General features: G+C 71.7%; 16 protein-coding genes. 4 read left to right on the top strand and 12 right to left on the bottom strand.

The genetic code is table 11. The features are described from left to right. Positions 1 to 6: 6 nt before the first annotated feature. The 5 genes from ACUP6Y_RS07980 to ACUP6Y_RS07960 form a co-directional block, all read right to left on the bottom strand. Positions 7 to 549 (bottom strand): PH domain-containing protein, encoded by a 543-nt coding sequence (locus ACUP6Y_RS07980; RefSeq protein ID WP_462555253.1) that lies wholly within the window; start codon positions 547 to 549, stop codon positions 7 to 9. Positions 550 to 566: 17 nt separating this feature from the next. Continuing rightward, positions 567 to 737 (bottom strand): hypothetical protein, encoded by a 171-nt coding sequence (locus ACUP6Y_RS07975; RefSeq protein ID WP_462555252.1) that lies wholly within the window; start codon positions 735 to 737, stop codon positions 567 to 569. Next, positions 719 to 2,338: a hypothetical protein gene (locus ACUP6Y_RS07970; protein ID WP_462555251.1), complete on the bottom strand. Its 1,620-nt coding sequence runs from the start codon at positions 2,336 to 2,338 to the stop codon at positions 719 to 721. The genes ACUP6Y_RS07975 and ACUP6Y_RS07970 overlap by 19 nt, the downstream gene beginning before the upstream one ends. A 342-nt stretch (positions 2,339 to 2,680) precedes the next feature. Beyond that, positions 2,681 to 3,091 (bottom strand): VOC family protein, encoded by a 411-nt coding sequence (locus ACUP6Y_RS07965; RefSeq protein WP_462555250.1) that lies wholly within the window; start codon positions 3,089 to 3,091, stop codon positions 2,681 to 2,683. Positions 3,092 to 3,162: 71 nt separating this feature from the next. After that, positions 3,163 to 3,324 (bottom strand): hypothetical protein, encoded by a 162-nt coding sequence (locus ACUP6Y_RS07960; RefSeq protein ID WP_462555249.1) that lies wholly within the window; start codon positions 3,322 to 3,324, stop codon positions 3,163 to 3,165. 30 nt (positions 3,325 to 3,354) lie between these two features. On the opposite strand from ACUP6Y_RS07960, the gene ACUP6Y_RS07955 reads away from it, so the two are divergent. Beyond that, the gene (locus ACUP6Y_RS07955; RefSeq protein WP_462555248.1) at positions 3,355 to 3,546 is read left to right on the top strand and encodes a hypothetical protein; all 192 of its coding nucleotides are present in this window, start codon (positions 3,355 to 3,357) and stop codon (positions 3,544 to 3,546) included. 262 nt (positions 3,547 to 3,808) lie between these two features. Here ACUP6Y_RS07955 and ACUP6Y_RS07950 read toward each other — a convergent pair whose 3' ends face one another. After that, positions 3,809 to 5,257 (bottom strand): M1 family metallopeptidase, encoded by a 1,449-nt coding sequence (locus ACUP6Y_RS07950; protein WP_462555247.1) that lies wholly within the window; start codon positions 5,255 to 5,257, stop codon positions 3,809 to 3,811. A gap of 166 nt (positions 5,258 to 5,423) precedes the next feature. Here ACUP6Y_RS07950 and ACUP6Y_RS07945 point away from each other — a divergent pair, with 166 nt between their 5' ends. Next, the gene (locus ACUP6Y_RS07945) at positions 5,424 to 6,293 is read left to right on the top strand and encodes a serine protein kinase RIO (RefSeq protein ID WP_462555246.1); all 870 of its coding nucleotides are present in this window, start codon (positions 5,424 to 5,426) and stop codon (positions 6,291 to 6,293) included. On the opposite strand, the gene ACUP6Y_RS07940 is transcribed toward ACUP6Y_RS07945, so the two are convergent. The 5 genes from ACUP6Y_RS07940 to ACUP6Y_RS07920 are packed head-to-tail and all read right to left on the bottom strand — an operon-like array spanning position 6,290 to position 12,504. Next, positions 6,290 to 7,339 carry a maleylacetate reductase gene (locus ACUP6Y_RS07940; RefSeq protein ID WP_462555245.1) on the bottom strand — a complete coding sequence of 350 codons (1,050 nt, stop codon included), beginning with the start codon at positions 7,337 to 7,339 and terminating at the stop codon, positions 6,290 to 6,292. The two genes, ACUP6Y_RS07945 and ACUP6Y_RS07940, sit on opposite strands and share 4 nt — an antisense overlap. Further along, a complete protein-coding gene (locus ACUP6Y_RS07935) occupies positions 7,336 to 8,094 on the bottom strand; it encodes a dioxygenase family protein (protein ID WP_462555244.1) in 759 nt (252 codons plus the stop codon). The genes ACUP6Y_RS07940 and ACUP6Y_RS07935 overlap by 4 nt, the downstream gene beginning before the upstream one ends. Continuing rightward, a complete protein-coding gene (locus ACUP6Y_RS07930) occupies positions 8,040 to 10,076 on the bottom strand; it encodes an FAD-dependent monooxygenase (protein ID WP_462555243.1) in 2,037 nt (678 codons plus the stop codon). The genes ACUP6Y_RS07935 and ACUP6Y_RS07930 overlap by 55 nt, the downstream gene beginning before the upstream one ends. A gap of 24 nt (positions 10,077 to 10,100) precedes the next feature. After that, positions 10,101 to 11,186: a homoserine O-acetyltransferase MetX gene (gene metX / locus ACUP6Y_RS07925; RefSeq protein WP_462556664.1), complete on the bottom strand. Its 1,086-nt coding sequence runs from the start codon at positions 11,184 to 11,186 to the stop codon at positions 10,101 to 10,103. Positions 11,187 to 11,217: 31 nt separating this feature from the next. Further along, positions 11,218 to 12,504 (bottom strand): O-acetylhomoserine aminocarboxypropyltransferase/cysteine synthase family protein, encoded by a 1,287-nt coding sequence (locus ACUP6Y_RS07920; RefSeq protein WP_462555242.1) that lies wholly within the window; start codon positions 12,502 to 12,504, stop codon positions 11,218 to 11,220. Positions 12,505 to 12,640: 136 nt separating this feature from the next. Between ACUP6Y_RS07920 and ACUP6Y_RS07915 the strand changes: the two genes are divergently transcribed. Continuing rightward, positions 12,641 to 13,603: an LOG family protein gene (locus ACUP6Y_RS07915; protein ID WP_462555241.1), complete on the top strand. Its 963-nt coding sequence runs from the start codon at positions 12,641 to 12,643 to the stop codon at positions 13,601 to 13,603. Here ACUP6Y_RS07915 and ACUP6Y_RS07910 read toward each other — a convergent pair. Continuing rightward, a complete protein-coding gene (locus tag ACUP6Y_RS07910) occupies positions 13,584 to 14,735 on the bottom strand; it encodes a glycosyltransferase family 4 protein (RefSeq protein WP_462555240.1) in 1,152 nt (383 codons plus the stop codon). The two genes, ACUP6Y_RS07915 and ACUP6Y_RS07910, sit on opposite strands and share 20 nt — an antisense overlap. Before the next feature lie 123 nt (positions 14,736 to 14,858). Here ACUP6Y_RS07910 and ACUP6Y_RS07905 point away from each other — a divergent pair, with 123 nt between their 5' ends. Then, the gene (locus ACUP6Y_RS07905) at positions 14,859 to 16,580 is read left to right on the top strand and encodes a TIGR03767 family metallophosphoesterase (protein WP_462555239.1); all 1,722 of its coding nucleotides are present in this window, start codon (positions 14,859 to 14,861) and stop codon (positions 16,578 to 16,580) included. Positions 16,581 to 16,592: the final 12 nt, after the last annotated feature.

The following is a 16,592-nucleotide window of genomic DNA, read 5'->3' as shown; positions in this document are numbered from 1 at the left end:
CGGCGCTCAGTTCGGGACGCGGGGTCCCCGGAGTCCCGCCCGCTGGACCACGCGCTGGATGGCGAGGTCGCGCTCGTCAGGGCGGCCGACGTACCGGATGTCGCGCAGGCCCTGCTCCTGGGCCGCCGACTCGAAGCAGAAGTGCCCGAAGCCGAGCAGCCGGCCGTGCAGCGGCTTTTGCACCGAGATGTCGAGGATCCGGCTCAGCGGCATGGTCGCCAGACTCTGGGAGAGCACGCCGTGGACCCGGAAGACGCGCATGTTGGTGATCACGAACCGATCCCGGAGCACGCCGAGCGCGACCCAGCCGGCGCGGAGCAGGAACACCACGGCCACGATGATGAGCGCCCACGCGACGTGGACGGACACGAACCAGCTGCCGACGAGCAGCACCAGCGCCAGCCCCGTCTCCAGCGCGGGCCGCACGTAGGCGAACCAGTGGTGGGTCACCTCGTCGACGACGACCTCGCCCTCGTCGCGCAGCAGGTGCTTGGCGATCTTCGGGTCACCCATCCGGCCCACGACGCCGGAGACGAACGACAGCACCATCGACTCGGCGCCGTCGGTCAGTCCATCGCGCCGACGAAGTCGATGACCCCGTTGAACGCCTGGGTCGTCAGGTCCCACCCGCTGCTGGCGGCGGCCTTCGAGGTGTCGGCGAGTCCGCTCGGGTCGGTGAACATCCAGAACCCGAGGAAGACGATCACCACGAGCGCGATCAGCTTCTTGGCGTCCATGTGCGGGTGTCTCCGTCCGTGTGCGGGTGCGCCCGAGGGCACAGATCAGCACATTGGTACCAAACGCACCAGGGGTCACACGGGAGGCGCGCGGAGGCCCAGGCGGCGTAGTCGGCGGCGAGGGTGATCGCCTGCTGGGTGTGGAGGTGGTACTCGGCTTGGGTGATGGGTCGGGTGCCGCCGCCGGTGACGAGGCGGTAGAGGCCGTGGGGTGTGCCCCAGATCCACGTATTGGGTCCGAGTTGCAGCACGGTGTACCCGCGGACATGCGTCTTGGCTCTGTGGTGGTGTCGGGTCAGTGGGGTGTCGTTGTGGTCACCGGTCTGCCCGGGTGGCCCGTGTGGGTGGTAGGCGACGGTGTGGTCGTGGTCGTGTGGGCGGCCGTGCTTCGTGAAGAGGCTGGTGGCGTGGGGGAAGGGCTCCCCGATCGTGCGGAGCTGGGTGCGGTGTTTGACGTCGGTGGGGTGTTCGTAGCCGTTGACCGACCTGCCGGTGTGCAGGTCGATGACCGGGGTGAGGGTGACGTGGGCGTGACGGGCGAACAGGTCGCGGACCTGGGCCAGGAGTCTCGGTCCGATGCCTTCGACGCGGGCGACGGGCCCGAAGACCCCGCCCTGGTCCATGGTGAGGTGGACGACCAGGTCCGCGGTCGTGCTGGGGGCCTCTCGTGAGGCTCGCTCCTCGACCTCCACGACCTCCACGACCTCCTCGACCTCCGCGTCCTCCGGGTCTCCGGTCATCGAGGAGGTTGTGCTGCAACCGTCCCGAGATGTCTGGTGAGTTGTTTGGAGGAACGCGAGGGCGGCGGCGGGGTCGGCGAGCATCGCGAACGCCTCGGCTCGCCAGTGGTCCACGCCCAGTGGTTCGGCTCCGTCGGGGACCTCGGCGTGTTCGGCCAGGGCGGTGGCGAGGTCCTCGACCATCTGTTGGTGCGCGCGTGCGTCGGCTTCGTCGATCCGCGCGAACACGGTCCCCAGGCCCGCGGTGTTGTCAGCACCGTCGAGCCGGTCGTCGATCTGGGAGCCGGGGCGGGGTGTCGGGTACCACACGCCCTTCTTGGCCTGGTTGGCCTGGATCCGCTCGAGGTGGGCGACGGTGTCGGCTTCGATGATCTTGGCCTCGGCGATGGTCAGGATCCGACCCGGCGCCTCGTCCAGGGCGGCGGCGAGGGCGGTGTCGACGATGTGGACCTGGTGGCGATCCAGGCGTCGTGACATCCGGGCGATCTTGCGGACCACCCACAGCTCGCAGCGTCCGTCGCGGACACCGGCCCACACTGTCGGGAGTCGGTGGCGTAGGTCGAACGCGTCGGCGAGCGCACTGCGGGTCGCCATCACGCTCTCGTGACGGGCGATCGCCATCTCGACCAACGCCAGGTCCGCGACCTGGGGTGTCCCGTCCCCACCCAGCGTGATCAGGCGTGGCCCGCCACGCTTGACCGGTACCGCGTTGGGCTGGTCCTGCGGGTCCCCGGAGTGCAGATCGGCCCACGCGAGCAGGACCTCGAGCTTGTCGACCTCGACCTGACGGGTCGTCCGGACACTGTCTTCGGCCGCGTGGAGCAGTTGCTCCGCCGTGGCGTGAGAGAGGTCCGAGATCATGCCCCGATTCTATTCGAACACATGTTCGAAGTCAACCGGTCGGCGGACCCTACCTGTGTGATGTCTCAGGACATCGGTGACGGTTCGGGTCTGCGAAGTCGATCCGCTCCCACGTAGCCGAACGCCGGGGGCGGGCCAGTCCGCTTCCGCGATGAGCGTGCCTTCGTGATCGAAGAACTCGAGAGTGTTCGCGCGGTCGACCAAGGGTGGCGTGGTCGATCGCTGGGCCGAGCGGCCGGTGACGAGGTTCGAGCGCAAGGGGACTGCCGCCGGCCGCGGCATCGCCGACCTCCGGTACCGACGGACATCCTGACCGACCGGGCGCAGCGCGGATCCGGTAGGTCAGGCGCCCCCGGCGATGTTGACCACCCACGAGGTCCCGAACCGGTCGATGCACATCCCGAACTCGTCGCCCCACGGCTGGGTGGCCAGGTCGACCGTCACGGTCCCTCCGTCCGACAGCGCCTGCCAGTAGCCGCGCAGTTCCTCGGTGTCGTTCCCGCCGAGGCTGACCGCGAGGTTGTTTCCGGGCCGCAACGTCTCGCCCGGCAGCATGTCGGCGGCCATCAGCGTGAGGCCAGACGCTGTCTCCAACTGGCCGTGCATGACCTGGTCGCCTATGCCGTGGTCGTCGGTGCCGAAGTCGCCGAAGTGGTTGATCGTGAGATCGCCGCCGAACACGTCCTGGTAGAACGCCAGGGCGTCCGAGGCATCACCCGTGAAACTGAGGTAGGGGTTCAGTCGAGCGGTCATGTTCCCGACGATAGACCGTCACCGGCGCGCGGTCAGCCGCTGCCGCAGGTCCGACTCCCGCCGGAGCCGGCTCAGATCACGCTCCCCTGCGGGCGATCCAGGCTGCCGCGCCGCATGCGAAAGTTCACGCGCACGGTGCCGACCAACCCGACTTCGCTTTCATTCCCGTTGCGGACGGGGCGAACCTTCGCGGCTTGCGGATACTCGAAACCCCGGGCCATACCGCCGGCCACCTCTCGCTCCTCGTCAACGACGGGACCCTCTTGGCCGGCGACCTCGTCGGCACGGCGTTCGGGAAGCTCACTCGTGCTCCCGAAGGCTTCAGCGAAGACACCGCTCGCGAAACAGATTCGATCAGAAGGTTGCTCGACATCGGTGGTAGCCGAATGCTGTTCGGACACGGACCTGAAATCGAGCAACTGTTGGAGGCCGTCGCCACTCTGATCGCCGAATGATCCGACCTGTCATGCCGCGTACAAGTGGCGTTCTTGCTTGGCCGCTGCGCTCAGATTCACGACGAGGTGTCACCACCTGATCCGCGAGAAGTGTCACCGATGTCGTGATGCAGAACTGTCACCTATGTCCTGAGACATGACAGGCGGACCCTACCTGAGACCCCCTCCACCGGTTCGAGGACTTTCGTGCGTGATGTCTTGTGCCATGGCACCTGAGGACTTTCGCCCTTGATCTAGGGAGTTTCGAGGTTCGCTGCGGTGGTCAACCGCAGGTGACGTCCTGCAGGCCGTTGGCGAGCCCCGGCGCCGGGACCTTCCCATCGCGCAGCCAGGCGTTGAAGAACCCGGTCAGATCCTCACCGGAGACGCTCGACGCGAGCGCCTGGAACTGCTCGACCGTGGCGTTGCCGTCGTGGTGGGTGGCGACCCAGGTCCGCAGCACGGTGCCGAGGTCGTCGGCGCCGATCCGGTTGCCCAGCGCGGCCAGTGCCATCGCGCCCCTGTCGTAGACCGCCTCGTCGAAGATGTGGTCGGCGCCGGGGTTCGCGATGTCGAGGCGCCAGAACTCCGAGGTCGGCGTGGTGCAGTACTTGTCGTACATCCGGTCGAGGTAGACCTCGACGGACGGTCCTCCGTGCGCGGCGGCGTACGCGGCCTCCAGGTAGGTCGCGAAGCCCTCGTTGAGCCAGATGTCGCGCCAGCGCTGCACGGCGACGCTGTCGCCGAACCACTGGTGGGCCAGCTCGTGGACGATGACGCCGGGATAGATCCAGCTGCCGTACGTCGGCCGGGTCTGGTTCTCCAGCGCGAACCCGACGTCGAGCCCGGTCACCAGGCCGCCGGTGGTGGCGAACGGGTACGGCCCCAGCTGGGCCTGCAGCCAGTCGGTGATGGCGCCGGTACGACGCAGGACGCCCCGCACGTAGCCGCGCAGCTTCGGGTCGAGGCCGCGCGAGACGGCGTTGTAGTAGGGGATGCCGGCGGCGGTCGTGCCCTTGTCGATCGCGTAGCGCCCGGCGGCGAAGAAGGCGAGGTAGGTCGCCATCGGGTCGCTCATCCGCCAGTGGGTGGTGGCCAGTCCGCGCTTGACCGTGCGGCCGACGCGGACCCCGTTGCCGACGACCTGCTTGCCCTTCGGCACGGTGACCCGCACGTCGAAGGTGGCCTTGTCGCTGGGGTGGTCGTTGGACGGGAACCACCACGACGCCATGTGCGGCTGGTTCATCGCGACCACCTCGGTACGGCTGGCGAGCCAGTTGCGCTCGCCGGCGTAGCGGTAGGCGGCCGGTCGACCGGCGTAGCGCACCACCACGCGGAAGGACGCGCCCGCGGCGATCGGGGTCGACGGCCTCACCCGCAGCTCGTGCTTGCCGGCCTTGCGGAAGCGGGCCTTGCGGCCGTCGACCTTGACCTTGGTGGCCGGCAGCAGCAGGTCGAGGGAGAAGCTGCGCAGGTCGGCGGTCGCGGTCATCGTGATCGCGGTGCGACCCCGGAGCCGGCCGCTCGCGAAGTCGTAGCGCACCCGGACGTCGTAGTGCTGCGCGTCGGTGCCGCCGTTGCCGTCGAGCGGCCAGTACGGATCCGTGCCCTGCGCGGACCCGCTGCCGTCGCTCCTCGCCTCGAGGCCCGGGAGGGCGGCGGCCGCGGTGAGACCGGGCAGACACAGCAGGAGGGCGAGCAGGAGGCCCAACGGGGCAGCGAGTCGGCGCACCCGGTCAATCTACGCCGCGGAAATCGGTTGCGACTCCCGACGCGGGCACGGCAGGGTGGGCCCGTCCGTCCGCGAGCCCCGCGGACCCGTCGAGAGGAGCGTGACATGTCGATCGCTGTCGTCGGCCTGCCCTCAGTCCGCACCCTCTCGACCCCGAGGAACCACCGTGACCCAGGAGCACCCCTCCACCCCTGATGTCGCCGACATCGACCCGCGCTTCGTCTTCGACTTCGAGGCGTACGACGAGCTCGGCCCCGGCCAGCGCTGGTCCACCTGGCTCGACGTCGAGCCGCTGTCCCGCGGCCCCGAGCCGCGCCCCGACTGGGTCGTCACGTCCCAGGGCGCGGTCGACACCGACCTGGGCATCTTGAAGAGCGGCAAGGAGGCCGACGTCAACCTGGTCGACCGCACCGACCCGCACGACCCGGCGCAGAGCGTCGTGATGGCGGCCAAGCGCTACCGCTCGCCCGATCACCGCAGCTTCCACCGCTCGGCCACCTACACCGAGGGTCGCAGCATGAAGCGCTCCCGCGACGAGCGGGCGCTCAAGCGCAAGAGCACCTTCGGCCGCGAGGTCGCCGCCGGCGAGTGGGCGATCTCGGAGTGGTCGGCGCTCCACCGCTGCTGGTCGCTCGGGCTGCCGGTCCCCTACCCGGTGCAGATCGACGGCACCGAGATCCTGATGGAGTGGATCACCGTCGAGGGGCCCGACGGGCGCGACACCGCGCCGCGACTGGCGCAGACCCGCCCGGGGCCGGCGCTGCTGGCGTCGTACTTCGACCAGCTGCGTGCGGCCATGCAGACGCTGGTGCGGGCCGGGCTGGTCCACGGCGACCTGTCGCCGTACAACATCCTGGCCGCCGGCGAGCGGCTGGTGGTCATCGACCTGCCCCAGCTGGTCGACCTGGTCGGCAACGTCCAGGGCTTCGACTTCCTGCTGCGCGACTGCACCAACGTCTGCACCTGGTTCCAGCGCCGCGGGCTCGAGGTCGATCCGCAGGAGCTGTTCGGCGACCTGATGGCGCAGGCCTTCTAGCGGCCGCGCCAGGCCGCCTCCAGGATCGTCTCGAGGTCGGCCCGGGTCGGCGCGACCGGGTTGCGGTACGGCGCCGCGAGGACCTCGTCCGCGACCCGGGCCAGGTCCTCGTGGCGCACCCCGAGCGCCCGCAGCCCGTCGGGCACCCCGACCCGCTCGGCCAGGGAGCGCAGCGCGGCCGGGACGTCCTCGACGCCGAGGGCCCGGCCCAGCGCGGCGTCGGCCTCGGGTACGGCGGGCAGGTTGAAGGCGGCGACGTGCGGCAGCACGATCGCGTGCGTCTCGGCGTGGGGAAGGTCGAGCATGCCGCCGAGCGCGTGGCACAGCTTGTGGTGCAGGCCCATCGTGGTCGCGCCGAGGCAGGCGCCGCACAGCCAGGCGCCCTCCAGGGCCAGGGCGCGCGCGGCACCGTCGGCACCGTTCACGACGACCGGGGGCAGCGCGGCCGCGAGGTCGCGCACCCCGCGCTCGGCCAGCGCCTCCACCACCGGCGTCCGGTCGGGCGCGTAGAGCGCCTCGACAGCGTGGGCGATCGCGTTCAGGCCGCTCGGCCCCGACACCGCGGCCGGGAGCCCGTGGGTCAGGTCGGGGTCGTAGACGACCGAGCGCGGCAGCACGACCGGGTCGCGGCCGGTCGTCTTCCGGCCGTCCTCGGTGAGCCCCCAGACCGGCGTCATCTCGGAGCCGGCGTAGGTCGTCGGCACCGCCACCGACGGCAGGCCCAGCCGCAGCGACAGCGCCTTGGCCAGGCCGATCGTCGAGCCGCCGCCGATCGCGAGACAGCCGTCGGCACCCAGCTCCTCGACGACCTCGACGGCTGCCGCGACGATCGCCACCGGGACGTGCATCCGGGCCCCGTCGAAGGTCCCGGCGGCCCGCTCCCCCAACACGTCGCTGACCAGCGCAGCGAGCGCGCCCTGCCGGGGCGTGGACAGCACCAGCACCCGACGCAGCCCGAGCCGGTCGACCTCCTCGGCGACCCGGTCGACGGCCCCGGAGCCGAAGACCACCCGCATCAGCAGGGCCTCGTGGACGAACCCGCTCACACTGTCTCCTCATCTCGCCGGCCGGCCAGCCGCACCTCGAAGTGTGCCCGACGGAAGGGCGCGCGCACGCCATACCTCTCCGCCTCGGCCGGGTCCTCGACGACCACGAACTCACGAACCAGGCTCTGCTTGACCGCGAACACCGCGTCGCTGTCGAGGTACGGACCGTCGGCGACGAACAGGTGCGTGGTCAGCGGCTCGAAGCCGTCGGCGTCGACGATGAGATGCACGTGCGCGGGGCGGTACGGATGGCGCTCGCTGGCGCGCAGCAGCGCACCCACGGGACCGTCGGTCGGGATCGGATAGTGCGAGGGCACCACGGTGCGGAACCGGAACCCGCCGTCCCCGTCGGCGGTGAACATCCCGCGCCCGTTGCCCGGCGGCTGCACGTCGGGCCGCTGGACGTCGTAGTAGCCGTCCTCGTCGCACTGCCACACGTCCACGCTCGCCCCGGGGGCCGGCCGGCCGGCGAGGTCGAGGACCACGCCGGTCACGACGGCGGGCCGGTCCGGGCCGACCTCGCTGATCGAGTCCCCCAGCGCCCGGCGCGGCGACTCGGTCATGTGGAACGGTCCGAGCACGGTGCTCTCGGTCCCGTGGTCGCCGCCGTTGAGCGTCTCGACCAGCATGGAGACCCCCAGCACGTCGGAGAGCAGCACGAACTCCTGCCGGGTGTCGTCGCACTTGTGCCCGACCGCGGTCAGGAAGTCGACCGCCTGCTCCCACTCCACCAGCGTCGGCCGCAGCTCGCCCACCAGGGCGTGGAGATGGCGGGTGACCGCGTCCAGGATCGTCCGGGTGCGGGGATCCGGGGTCGCCGCGAAGCTCGCCCGGACCTCGTCCAGCAGGGTGGGGCGGGCCGGCCGGAGGTGGTCGGCGAACCAGTCCGCGACGAGGGCATTGCGCTCCTCGCCGTGCCGGTAGACGGTGTGGTCGCCGTCGTCCCACTCGCGCAGGTCGGCCACGCCGAGGGCCGCGTCCAGGAAGGGCTGCTGCTCCTCACGCGACACGATCGGGTCCTCGCCGCCGTGCATGACGAGCACCGCACCCGCGATCCGGTCCTCCGGCCGCAGCGCGATCCGGTCGAGAACGCCTCGTCGCGCGCGGCCGCCTCGACCGGGTCATGGGTGTTGGCGACCTTGCCGAGCGCTGTGGAGATCTCGGTGATCGCGGTGGCGTCGCGCATGCCGGAGCATGCCCCCTGGCCCATGTACGGCGGCGTCGTGTGCGCCGCGTCGCCGACGAGCAGCACCCGACCCTCGCGCCACCGCTCGGCGATCCGGCCCTGGAAGGTGTAGACGACCTGGCGCAGGATCCGCACGTCCTCGGGGCCGAGCCCGTGGGTCTCCTCCAGCCATCGCCAGGCGAAGGCGGGGTCCTCGTAGTCCGCCTCGTCCTCGCCGGGCAGCACCGCCAGCTCGAAGCGCTGGCGGCTGCGCCCGATCGGCATGAACATGTGGCCACGCTCCGGGTCGCAGAACTGCGTGGTCCGGGCGAAGCGCTCCGGCAGCTCGCGCAGCCGCTCGGTGTCGACGTTGAGCCAGCGGTCGTCCACGCCGTTGTCGCTGCGCTCGATGCCGAGCGTGGCGCGGACGAAGCTGTTGGCGCCGTCCGCCCCGATGACATACGACGCGGTGATGGTCCGCTCCTCGCCGGCGTGCGACCACTGACCGGTCCGCGACTGGCTCCACGGCCGGGCGGTCACCTCCACGCCGCCCTCGTGGGGCCGCAGGTTGACGACCGACCAGCCCTGGTCGACCTCGACGTTGCCGCTCCCGCGGGCGCCGGCGTCGACCGCGTCCTCGATGTCGGGCTGGTACATCGAGATGTGCGCCGGGTGGCCGGCGGACGTGCCGCGCCAGTCCAGCTCGACCAGCAGCTCGCCCGCGCCGCTGAAGTAGCGGTAGTAGTCGAGCGGCAGGGCGTCGCGCAAGGCGTGGTCGAGGTCGCCGACCGACGCGATCACGCGCGCGGTCTCGCTCACGCCGGCCTCCTCGGCCAGTCGCTCGACGCTCAGCTCCTCGTCGGGGTGCGCCTCGATCAGGTCGACCACCCGCTTGACCGGGGTCGGCCGGTGCGCGCCGTGGCGCCGCTCGGCGAGCTGGTCGCTGTAGTTGTGGGGCTGCGCGAGCAGCAGCCCGGTCATCAGGAAGCCGGCGAACGGGTTGGACTCGTCGATGGCTCCCGCCAGCCCCAGTGGCTCGTCGAGGTCGTCGACCAGCAGGCGCACCGCCCGCGCCCACGACGCCGCGGCCGGTCCCCGCAGGTCCATGGCCATCCGGAACCGGATCGGCGCGACCACGGTCCGGCCCAGCATCCGCTCGAGGTGTCGCTCCAGCGCGTACCTCTCGAAGCGCACGTGCAGCTGGCGATAGTCGGCACTCAGCCTCATCCGGGCCTGCATCCGCGGCGAGATGATCCCAGCCGTGACGTCGTCGACGACCACCTCGTCGTCACCGCAGGCGATCAGGTTGCGCCCGCCCCACGACAGGTTCACGTCGTAGTAGTCGACCTGCTCGGTCAGCGTGGCGCCGAGCTCGGCGCCCCGGTGCTCGCCGTAGACCAGGGAGAGGGAACCGAGGGGCGCGACGGCGACCGACGCCCGGGCGACCCGGCCCGACGGCTCCAGAGGGACCAGCCGGTGGGGCGTGAGCGCCCGCGACACCGACGCCCGGAACTCGTCGAGGTCGTCGGCGTCGACCACCGAGAACCTGTCGAGCACCGGCCGGGGCGTCATCTCGCCATGGTAGGGCGGCGGCCCTCAGTCGAGGAAGGAGCGCACCAGGTCGTGGTAGCCGGGTGGCTCCAGCAGGAACGAGTCGTGTCCCCACCGCGAGGCCACCTCGGTGTGGTCCACGGCGACGCCGCGGGCGGCGAGCCGGTCGCGGATCCGCAGCGAGTGCGCGGTCGGGAAGCGCCAGTCGGAGTCGAAGGAGACCAGCCGGAACCGGGTCGACGGTACGACGTCCGGGTGGGTGCCGAACGGGTCGAAGTAGTCCATCGGCCGGGTCAGGTGCAGGTACGACAGCGCGTCGAAGCGATCCAGGAAGCTCTCCCCCTGGTGCTGCAGGTAGTGCTCGACCTCGAAGTCGGCGGCCAGCCGCTTCTCGGACCCGGAGGTGTCGCGGGCGTGGCCGAACTTCTCGGCCAGCGAGGTCCCGGAGACATAGGTGATGTGAGCCATCATCCGGGCGATCTTGAGCCCGTGTCGCGGCGTGACGCCGTGCTCGGCGTACCGGCCCCCGTGGAAGTCGGGGTCCTCCAGGATCGCGGCCCGGGCGACCGCGGAGAACGCGATGTTCTCGGTGGTCAGTCGCGAGCTGGCCGCGACCAGGACGGCCCGGTCGATCCGGTCCGGCTCCCGCAGCGCCCACTCGAGGATCTGCATCCCACCCATCGAGCCACCGACCGCCGCGTGCAGCCGGTCGATGCCGAGATGGCCGAGCAGCCGCCGGTGGACGGCGACGAGGTCGGCCATGTCGAGCGCCGGGAAGTCCGGCCCGTAGGCCCGCCCCGTGGCCGGGTCGGTCGAGGACGGACCGGTCGTGCCGGAGCAGCCGCCGAGCAGGTTGGCGCTGACGACGAAGAGGCGGTCGGTGTCGACGGCCTTGCCGGGGCCGATCAGGTTGTCCCACCAGCCGCGCCGCTTGGCGCCGAGGTGCAGGCCGGCCGCGTGGGCGTCGCCCGTCAGGGCGTGGCACACCATCACGGCGTTGTCCCGCGCGGCGTTCAGCTCGCCATAGGTCTCGTAGGCGACCTCGACGTGCTCCAGCACCGAACCACCCGTCAGGACCAGCGGGTCGTGCTCGGTGGCGAGCACGACCCGCTGGGTCTCGACGTATCCCATCGTCCCCACGGGCGATGAACCTACCTCCGCCTCACTTCGACGCGGCGAGGGCCTGCTCGAGGTCGGCGACGATGTCGTCCACGTTCTCGATGCCGATCGAGAGCCGGACCATGTCCTCCGGCACGCCGGCCGCCTCGAGCTCCTCCGGGGTGAGCTGGGAGTGGGTGGTGGTCGCGTTGTGGATCGCCAGCGACTTGGTGTCGCCGATGTTGGCGAGGTGGCTGAACAGGCCGAGCGCCTCGACGAAGCGCTTGCCCCCGTCGCGGCCGGACTTCACGCCGAAGCTGACCAGGCCGCCGTACCCCTTGCCGGTGAAGGTGCGGTCGGCGACGGCCTTGTAGGGGCTGTCCGCGAGGCCGGGGTAGCTCACCCAGGAGACCGCGTCGTGGGCCTGGAGGTACTCGGCGACGGCGAGCGCGTTGGCGCTGTGCCGCTCCATGCGCAGGTGGAGGGTCTCCAGTCCCTGCAGGAAGAGCCAGGAGTTGAGTGGTGCGACGGCGGCGCCGGTGTTGCGCAGCAGCACGGTGCGCGCCCGGATGATGTAGGCGAGGTTGCCGACCGCCTCGGTCCACACGACGCCGTGGTAGGCACCGTCGGGCTGGGTGAGGCCGGGGAAGCGCTCGGCGTGGGCGGCCCAGTCGAAGTTGCCGGAGTCGACGATGATGCCGCCGATGGAGGTGCCGTGTCCGCCGATGTACTTGGTGGCGGCATGCACCGCGACGTCGGCGCCCTGGTCGAAGACGCGGGCGAGGTACGGCGTCGGCGCGGTGTTGTCGATGATGAGCGGCAGGCCCTGCGCGTGGGCCGCGTCGGCCCAGGCCCGGACGTCGACGACGTTGATCTTGGGGTTGCCGACCGTCTCGGCGAAGACCAGCTTGGTCTTCTCGTCGACGTGCTTGGCGAGGTCCTCGGGCTTCTCGGGGTCGACGAAGCGGACCTCGATGCCGAACTGGGGCAGCGTGTGCGCGAAGAGCGCGTAGGTGCCGCCGTACAGGGTGGACAGCGCGACGATGTTGTCGCCGGCGTAGGTCAGGTTGAGCACGGCGTAGGTCGTCGCCGCGGAGCCGGAGGCGGTGGCGAGCGCGCCCACGCCGCCCTCGAGCTGGGTCAGCCGCTCCTCGAAGACCGACTGCGTCGGGTTCATGATCCGCGTGTAGATGTTGCCCGGCTCGGCGAGCGCGAACAGGTTCGCGGCGTGCTCGGTGTCGTTGAAGACGTACGACGTCGTCTGGTAGATCGGCACCGCGCGCGCGTTGGTGGCGGGGTCGGCCTGCTCCTGGCCGGCGTGGACGGCGAGGGTCTCGGGACGGTAGGTCATCGGTGGCTCCTGTCGGTGGCCCCTCGATCACTCGGGGCGATGTCTCACCAAGGTTAAAGTCAAGTTAATCGATAGACAAACCTCATCTCACAAGGCAGACAGGCAGCGCGGAACCGGCACGGTAGCGTCACGCACCGTGAGGAGCACCCGCGCCCGGAGCGTCGTCGTCGAGTGCCGCACCGACGACGACCACACCCTCGAGGCCGGCGCGGGAGCCGTCGCCGGCACCCACGTCGCCGGGCTCGACATCACCCGCACCCACCTCTACACCCCCGACGAGCTCTACGACGCGCCGCGCTACGCCGACACCCTCGACGGCCGCGCCTACCACTGGGCGCTGGCGACCTCGGGCCCCGCGGAGGCGCTCGCCGAAGTGCTGCACGACCAGGCGATCGACACCGCGCTCGGCGCCTGGGTCGCCGGCGTCGGCCGCGGCCTGGTCGGCGTGATGGGCGGGCACGCCGCCGACCGCGGCACCCCGGCGTACGACGAAGCGGCCCGTCTCGGCGCCCTCCTCGGCCGCGACCATGTCGTGGCGACCGGTGGCGGGCCGGGCGCGATGGAGGCGGCCAACCTCGGCTGCCGGATGGCGACGGCACCGCCGGAGACGCTCGCCGAGGCACTGCGCCGGCTGGCCGACGTACCGTCCTTCCGGCCCTCGGTCGACGACTGGGTCGCCGCGGCCCGCGCGGCGCTCGCCCTCGTCGCGGACCCGAGCCCCTCGCTCGGCGTCCCGACCTGGCACTACGGCCACGAGCCGCCGAACCTGTTCGCGACCGCGATCGCGAAGTACTTCCGCAACGCGCTGCGCGAGGCCATCTTGCTGATGGTGTGCGACGCCGGGATCGTGTTCCTGCCCGGCGCCGGCGGCACGGTCCAGGAGATCTTCCAGGACGCGTGCGAGAACTACTACGCCACCGACGCCGCGGTCGCGCCGATGGTGCTCGTCGGCCGGCGGTACTGGACCGAGGAGCTGCCCGCCTGGCCACTGCTGCAGGCGCTCTCCCGGGGTCGCGCGATGGAGCAACACGTCCATCTCGTCGACACGGTCGAGGACGCCGCGGCGCTGTTCGTGACCGTCAGGCCGCCCGCGCGCTGACCTGGTCGCCGACCACCGCGCGGTAGTGCGCGACGAGCTGCTCGCTGATCGCGTGCCACGACCGCTCCTGCACGGCCCGGACCGCGGTCGCCCCCATCCGGCCGCGCAGCCCGGCGTCGCGGGCCAGCCGGTCGACCGAGGCCGCGAGCGCCGCCCCGTCACCGGGACGGTAGAGCAGGCCGGTGGCGCCGTGCGCGACGACGTCGACCGGTCCCCCCGCGGCCGGGGCGACCACCGGGACACCGGACGCCAGCGCCTCCTGCGCCGACTGGCAGTAGGTCTCGTAGCGGCCGGTGTGGACGAACACGTCGAGCGAGGCGTAGGCCCGGCTCAGCTCGTCGCCGTGCAGCAGGCCGAGGAAGCTCGCCCGGTCGCCGAGCAGGCCGCGCAGCCGCTGCTCCTCGGGGCCGCCGCCCACGACCACGAGCGCGTAGCGCCGGTCGGTGACGAGGTGGACGAGCAGGTCCAGCTCCTTCTCGGCGGCCAGCCGGCCGACGTACCCGACCAGGAGACGGCCGTCCGGCGCGATCCGGCTCCGCAACGCCTCGTCGCGGTGCCGCGGGTGGAAGGCCACCAGGTCGACGCCCCGGCCCCACCGGTACACCTCGGGGACGCCCAGGGCCCGGAGCTGGTCGATGCTCGCGGTCGACGGGGCGAGGGTGCGGTCGACCTGCTGGTGGATGCGCCGGGTGAGGCCGGCGGCCGCCCGCACGCCCCCCGGGACGTCGTATCGCTGCGCGAAGCCGACCAGGTCGGTCTGGTAGATCGCGACGGTCGGGATGCCCAGCTCCCCGGCGGCACGTGCGGCCTGGTAGCCGAGCGTCGCGGGCGACGCGATGTGGACGACGTCCGGCCGGAACCGGAGCATCCGCTGGCGCAGCCGCCGGCGGGGCTCCAGGCCGAGCCGGAAGTCCGGGTAGAACGGCAGGTTGGCGCCGCGGGCGCGACGGACCCGGAAGCCGGCGTACGTGTCCGGGCCGGTCGGCGCCACGAGCTCGGCATGGTGCCCCTCGGCCGCGAGGTGCTCGAGCACCCGGCGCACCGAGTTGGTCACCCCGTTGACCTGCGGGAGGAAGGACTCGGCGACCACCAGGACGCGGAGCTTCCGCTGCTCCCCCATGACCTCGTTCATGGCAGCGACGCTAGGCACCGCCCGTCAACGGCAGGTTGGGTTTTGCGCGAGTGTCCGGCGACCCGTTCGTGAACGCCTGGGGTACGACGTGACCCGGCTCGCCTCCGCGTCGTTGCCTGCTTCGTGGAGATCTCTCGTCGGAACCTGATCCGCAACGCCATCGCCGCCGGCGGTCTCGCGGCCGCCGCCACCACGCTCCCGGGCGTGCTCCGCTCCCCCGCCTCGGCGGACCCGCTCGCACCGGCGACCCTCGGCCGGACCTACGCCACCGCTCCCGCCGGCGCCCGCGGCTACCGCACCGTGATCGCCGCCTCCGGCGAGCCGCACGTCGCCCGCACCGCCCTCGGCGTCCTCAGCGACGCCGGGCGAGCCGCGCGCCGCCAGGGACTGATCTCGTTCGTCCAGCTCAGCGACGTCCACATCGTCGACGCGCAGTCGCCGCTGCGCCTGGAGTGGACCGACCGGCTCGACGACCCGAGCCCGCTGCCCTCCACCGGACTGTTCACGTCGTCGTACCGCCCCCACGAGATGCTCACCGGTCACGTCGCCGACTCGATGGTCAAGGCGATCAACCGGATCGGCAGCGGCCCGGTGACCGGCAGGCCGTTCGCCCTCGCGATCCAGACCGGCGACAACTCCGACAACTCCCAGCTCAACGAGGTCCGCTGGAACATCAGCGTCCTCAACGGCGGGCAGGTCCGCTTCGACTCCGGCAACCTCGGCACCTGGGAGGGCGTGGCCGACAGCAGCCGCGCGACCTACGACCCGGCGTACTGGCATCCCGACGGCAACCCCATCGGCAAGCCGGTCGACCGTCCGCGCTCGGAGTACGGCTTCCCGGTCGTCCCCGGCCTGCTCGGCGCCGCCCGCCGCCCGTTCACCGCCGAGGGCCTGAGGTTCCCGTGGTATTCCGTGTTCGGCAACCACGACGGCCTCTCGCAGGGCAACTTCCCCGCCTCCACGCTGCAGCTCAACCTGATCGCCCTCGGCGCCCTCAAGATCGTCTCGCCGCCGCTCGGCCTCGACCCGGGCCAGCTGCTCCAGGACCTCACCGCCGATCCCGGCGCCGTGCTCACCGGCCTGCTCGGCGGCGTCCTCAACGGCGGCGTCCGGGTCGTCACGCCCGACCTGAACCGGCGCCTGCTCACCCGCCAGCAGATCGTCGAGCAGCACTTCCTGCTCGGCGGCGCGCCCCTCGGCCACGGCTTCACCAGCGCGAACCGGCAGCAGGGCACGGCGTTCTACTCCTTCGACCAGGGCCGGTTCCGCTTCGTCGTCCTCGACACCGTCAACCCCAACGGGTACGCCGACGGCTCGCTCGACGAGGCCCAGTTCGCCTGGCTGCAGACCCTGCTCGCGCAGTCCTCGGACAAGGTGGTGCTGGTGTTCAGCCACCACACCTCCGAGACCATGGGCAACCCGCTCGTCGCCACCGGCGGCTCGCTGGAGACCCGGGTCACCGGGGCCACGGTCCTCGACACCCTGCTGGCCACCCCGTCGGTCATCGCCTGGGTCAACGGCCACACCCACCGCAACAAGATCACTCCGCGTCCCCGGCCCGCCGGCGGCGGCCTGTGGGAGATCACCACCGCCTCCCACATCGACTGGCCGCAGCAGGCCCGGATCATCGAGGTCGCCGACAACCGCGACGGCACCCTGTCGATCTTCACCACCATGGTCGACCACGCCGGCCCCGCGTCCGCCGGCGCCGGCACCGCCGATGCCGAGCAGCTCGCCGGCCTGGCCCGCGAGCTCGCCGCCAACGACTGGCACGACCACGGCGCGGGGCTCGGCACCGCCGAGGACCGCAACGTCGAGCTGGTGGTGGGCAACCCGCTGGCGTGACCCCGTCCCGGC

This window comes from Nocardioides sp. S5-5 (assembly GCF_054954065.1).
The sequence above is the reverse complement of the archived record's forward strand: the minus strand, read 5'-3'. Positions and strand labels throughout refer to the sequence as shown.

Coding starts and splice junctions, on each gene's coding strand:
- ACUP6Y_RS07980 (WP_462555253.1), bottom strand. CDS start 549: ATGGTGCTGTCGTTCGTCTCCGGCGTCGTGGGCCGGATGGGTGACCCG.
- ACUP6Y_RS07975 (WP_462555252.1), bottom strand. CDS start 737: ATGGACGCCAAGAAGCTGATCGCGCTCGTGGTGATCGTCTTCCTCGGG.
- ACUP6Y_RS07970 (WP_462555251.1), bottom strand. CDS start 2,338: ATGATCTCGGACCTCTCTCACGCCACGGCGGAGCAACTGCTCCACGCG.
- ACUP6Y_RS07965 (WP_462555250.1), bottom strand. CDS start 3,091: ATGACCGCTCGACTGAACCCCTACCTCAGTTTCACGGGTGATGCCTCG.
- ACUP6Y_RS07930 (WP_462555243.1), bottom strand. CDS start 10,076: ATGACGCCCCGGCCGGTGCTCGACAGGTTCTCGGTGGTCGACGCCGAC.
- metX (WP_462556664.1), bottom strand. CDS start 11,186: ATGGGATACGTCGAGACCCAGCGGGTCGTGCTCGCCACCGAGCACGAC.
- ACUP6Y_RS07920 (WP_462555242.1), bottom strand. CDS start 12,504: ATGACCTACCGTCCCGAGACCCTCGCCGTCCACGCCGGCCAGGAGCAG.
- ACUP6Y_RS07910 (WP_462555240.1), bottom strand. CDS start 14,735: ATGAACGAGGTCATGGGGGAGCAGCGGAAGCTCCGCGTCCTGGTGGTC.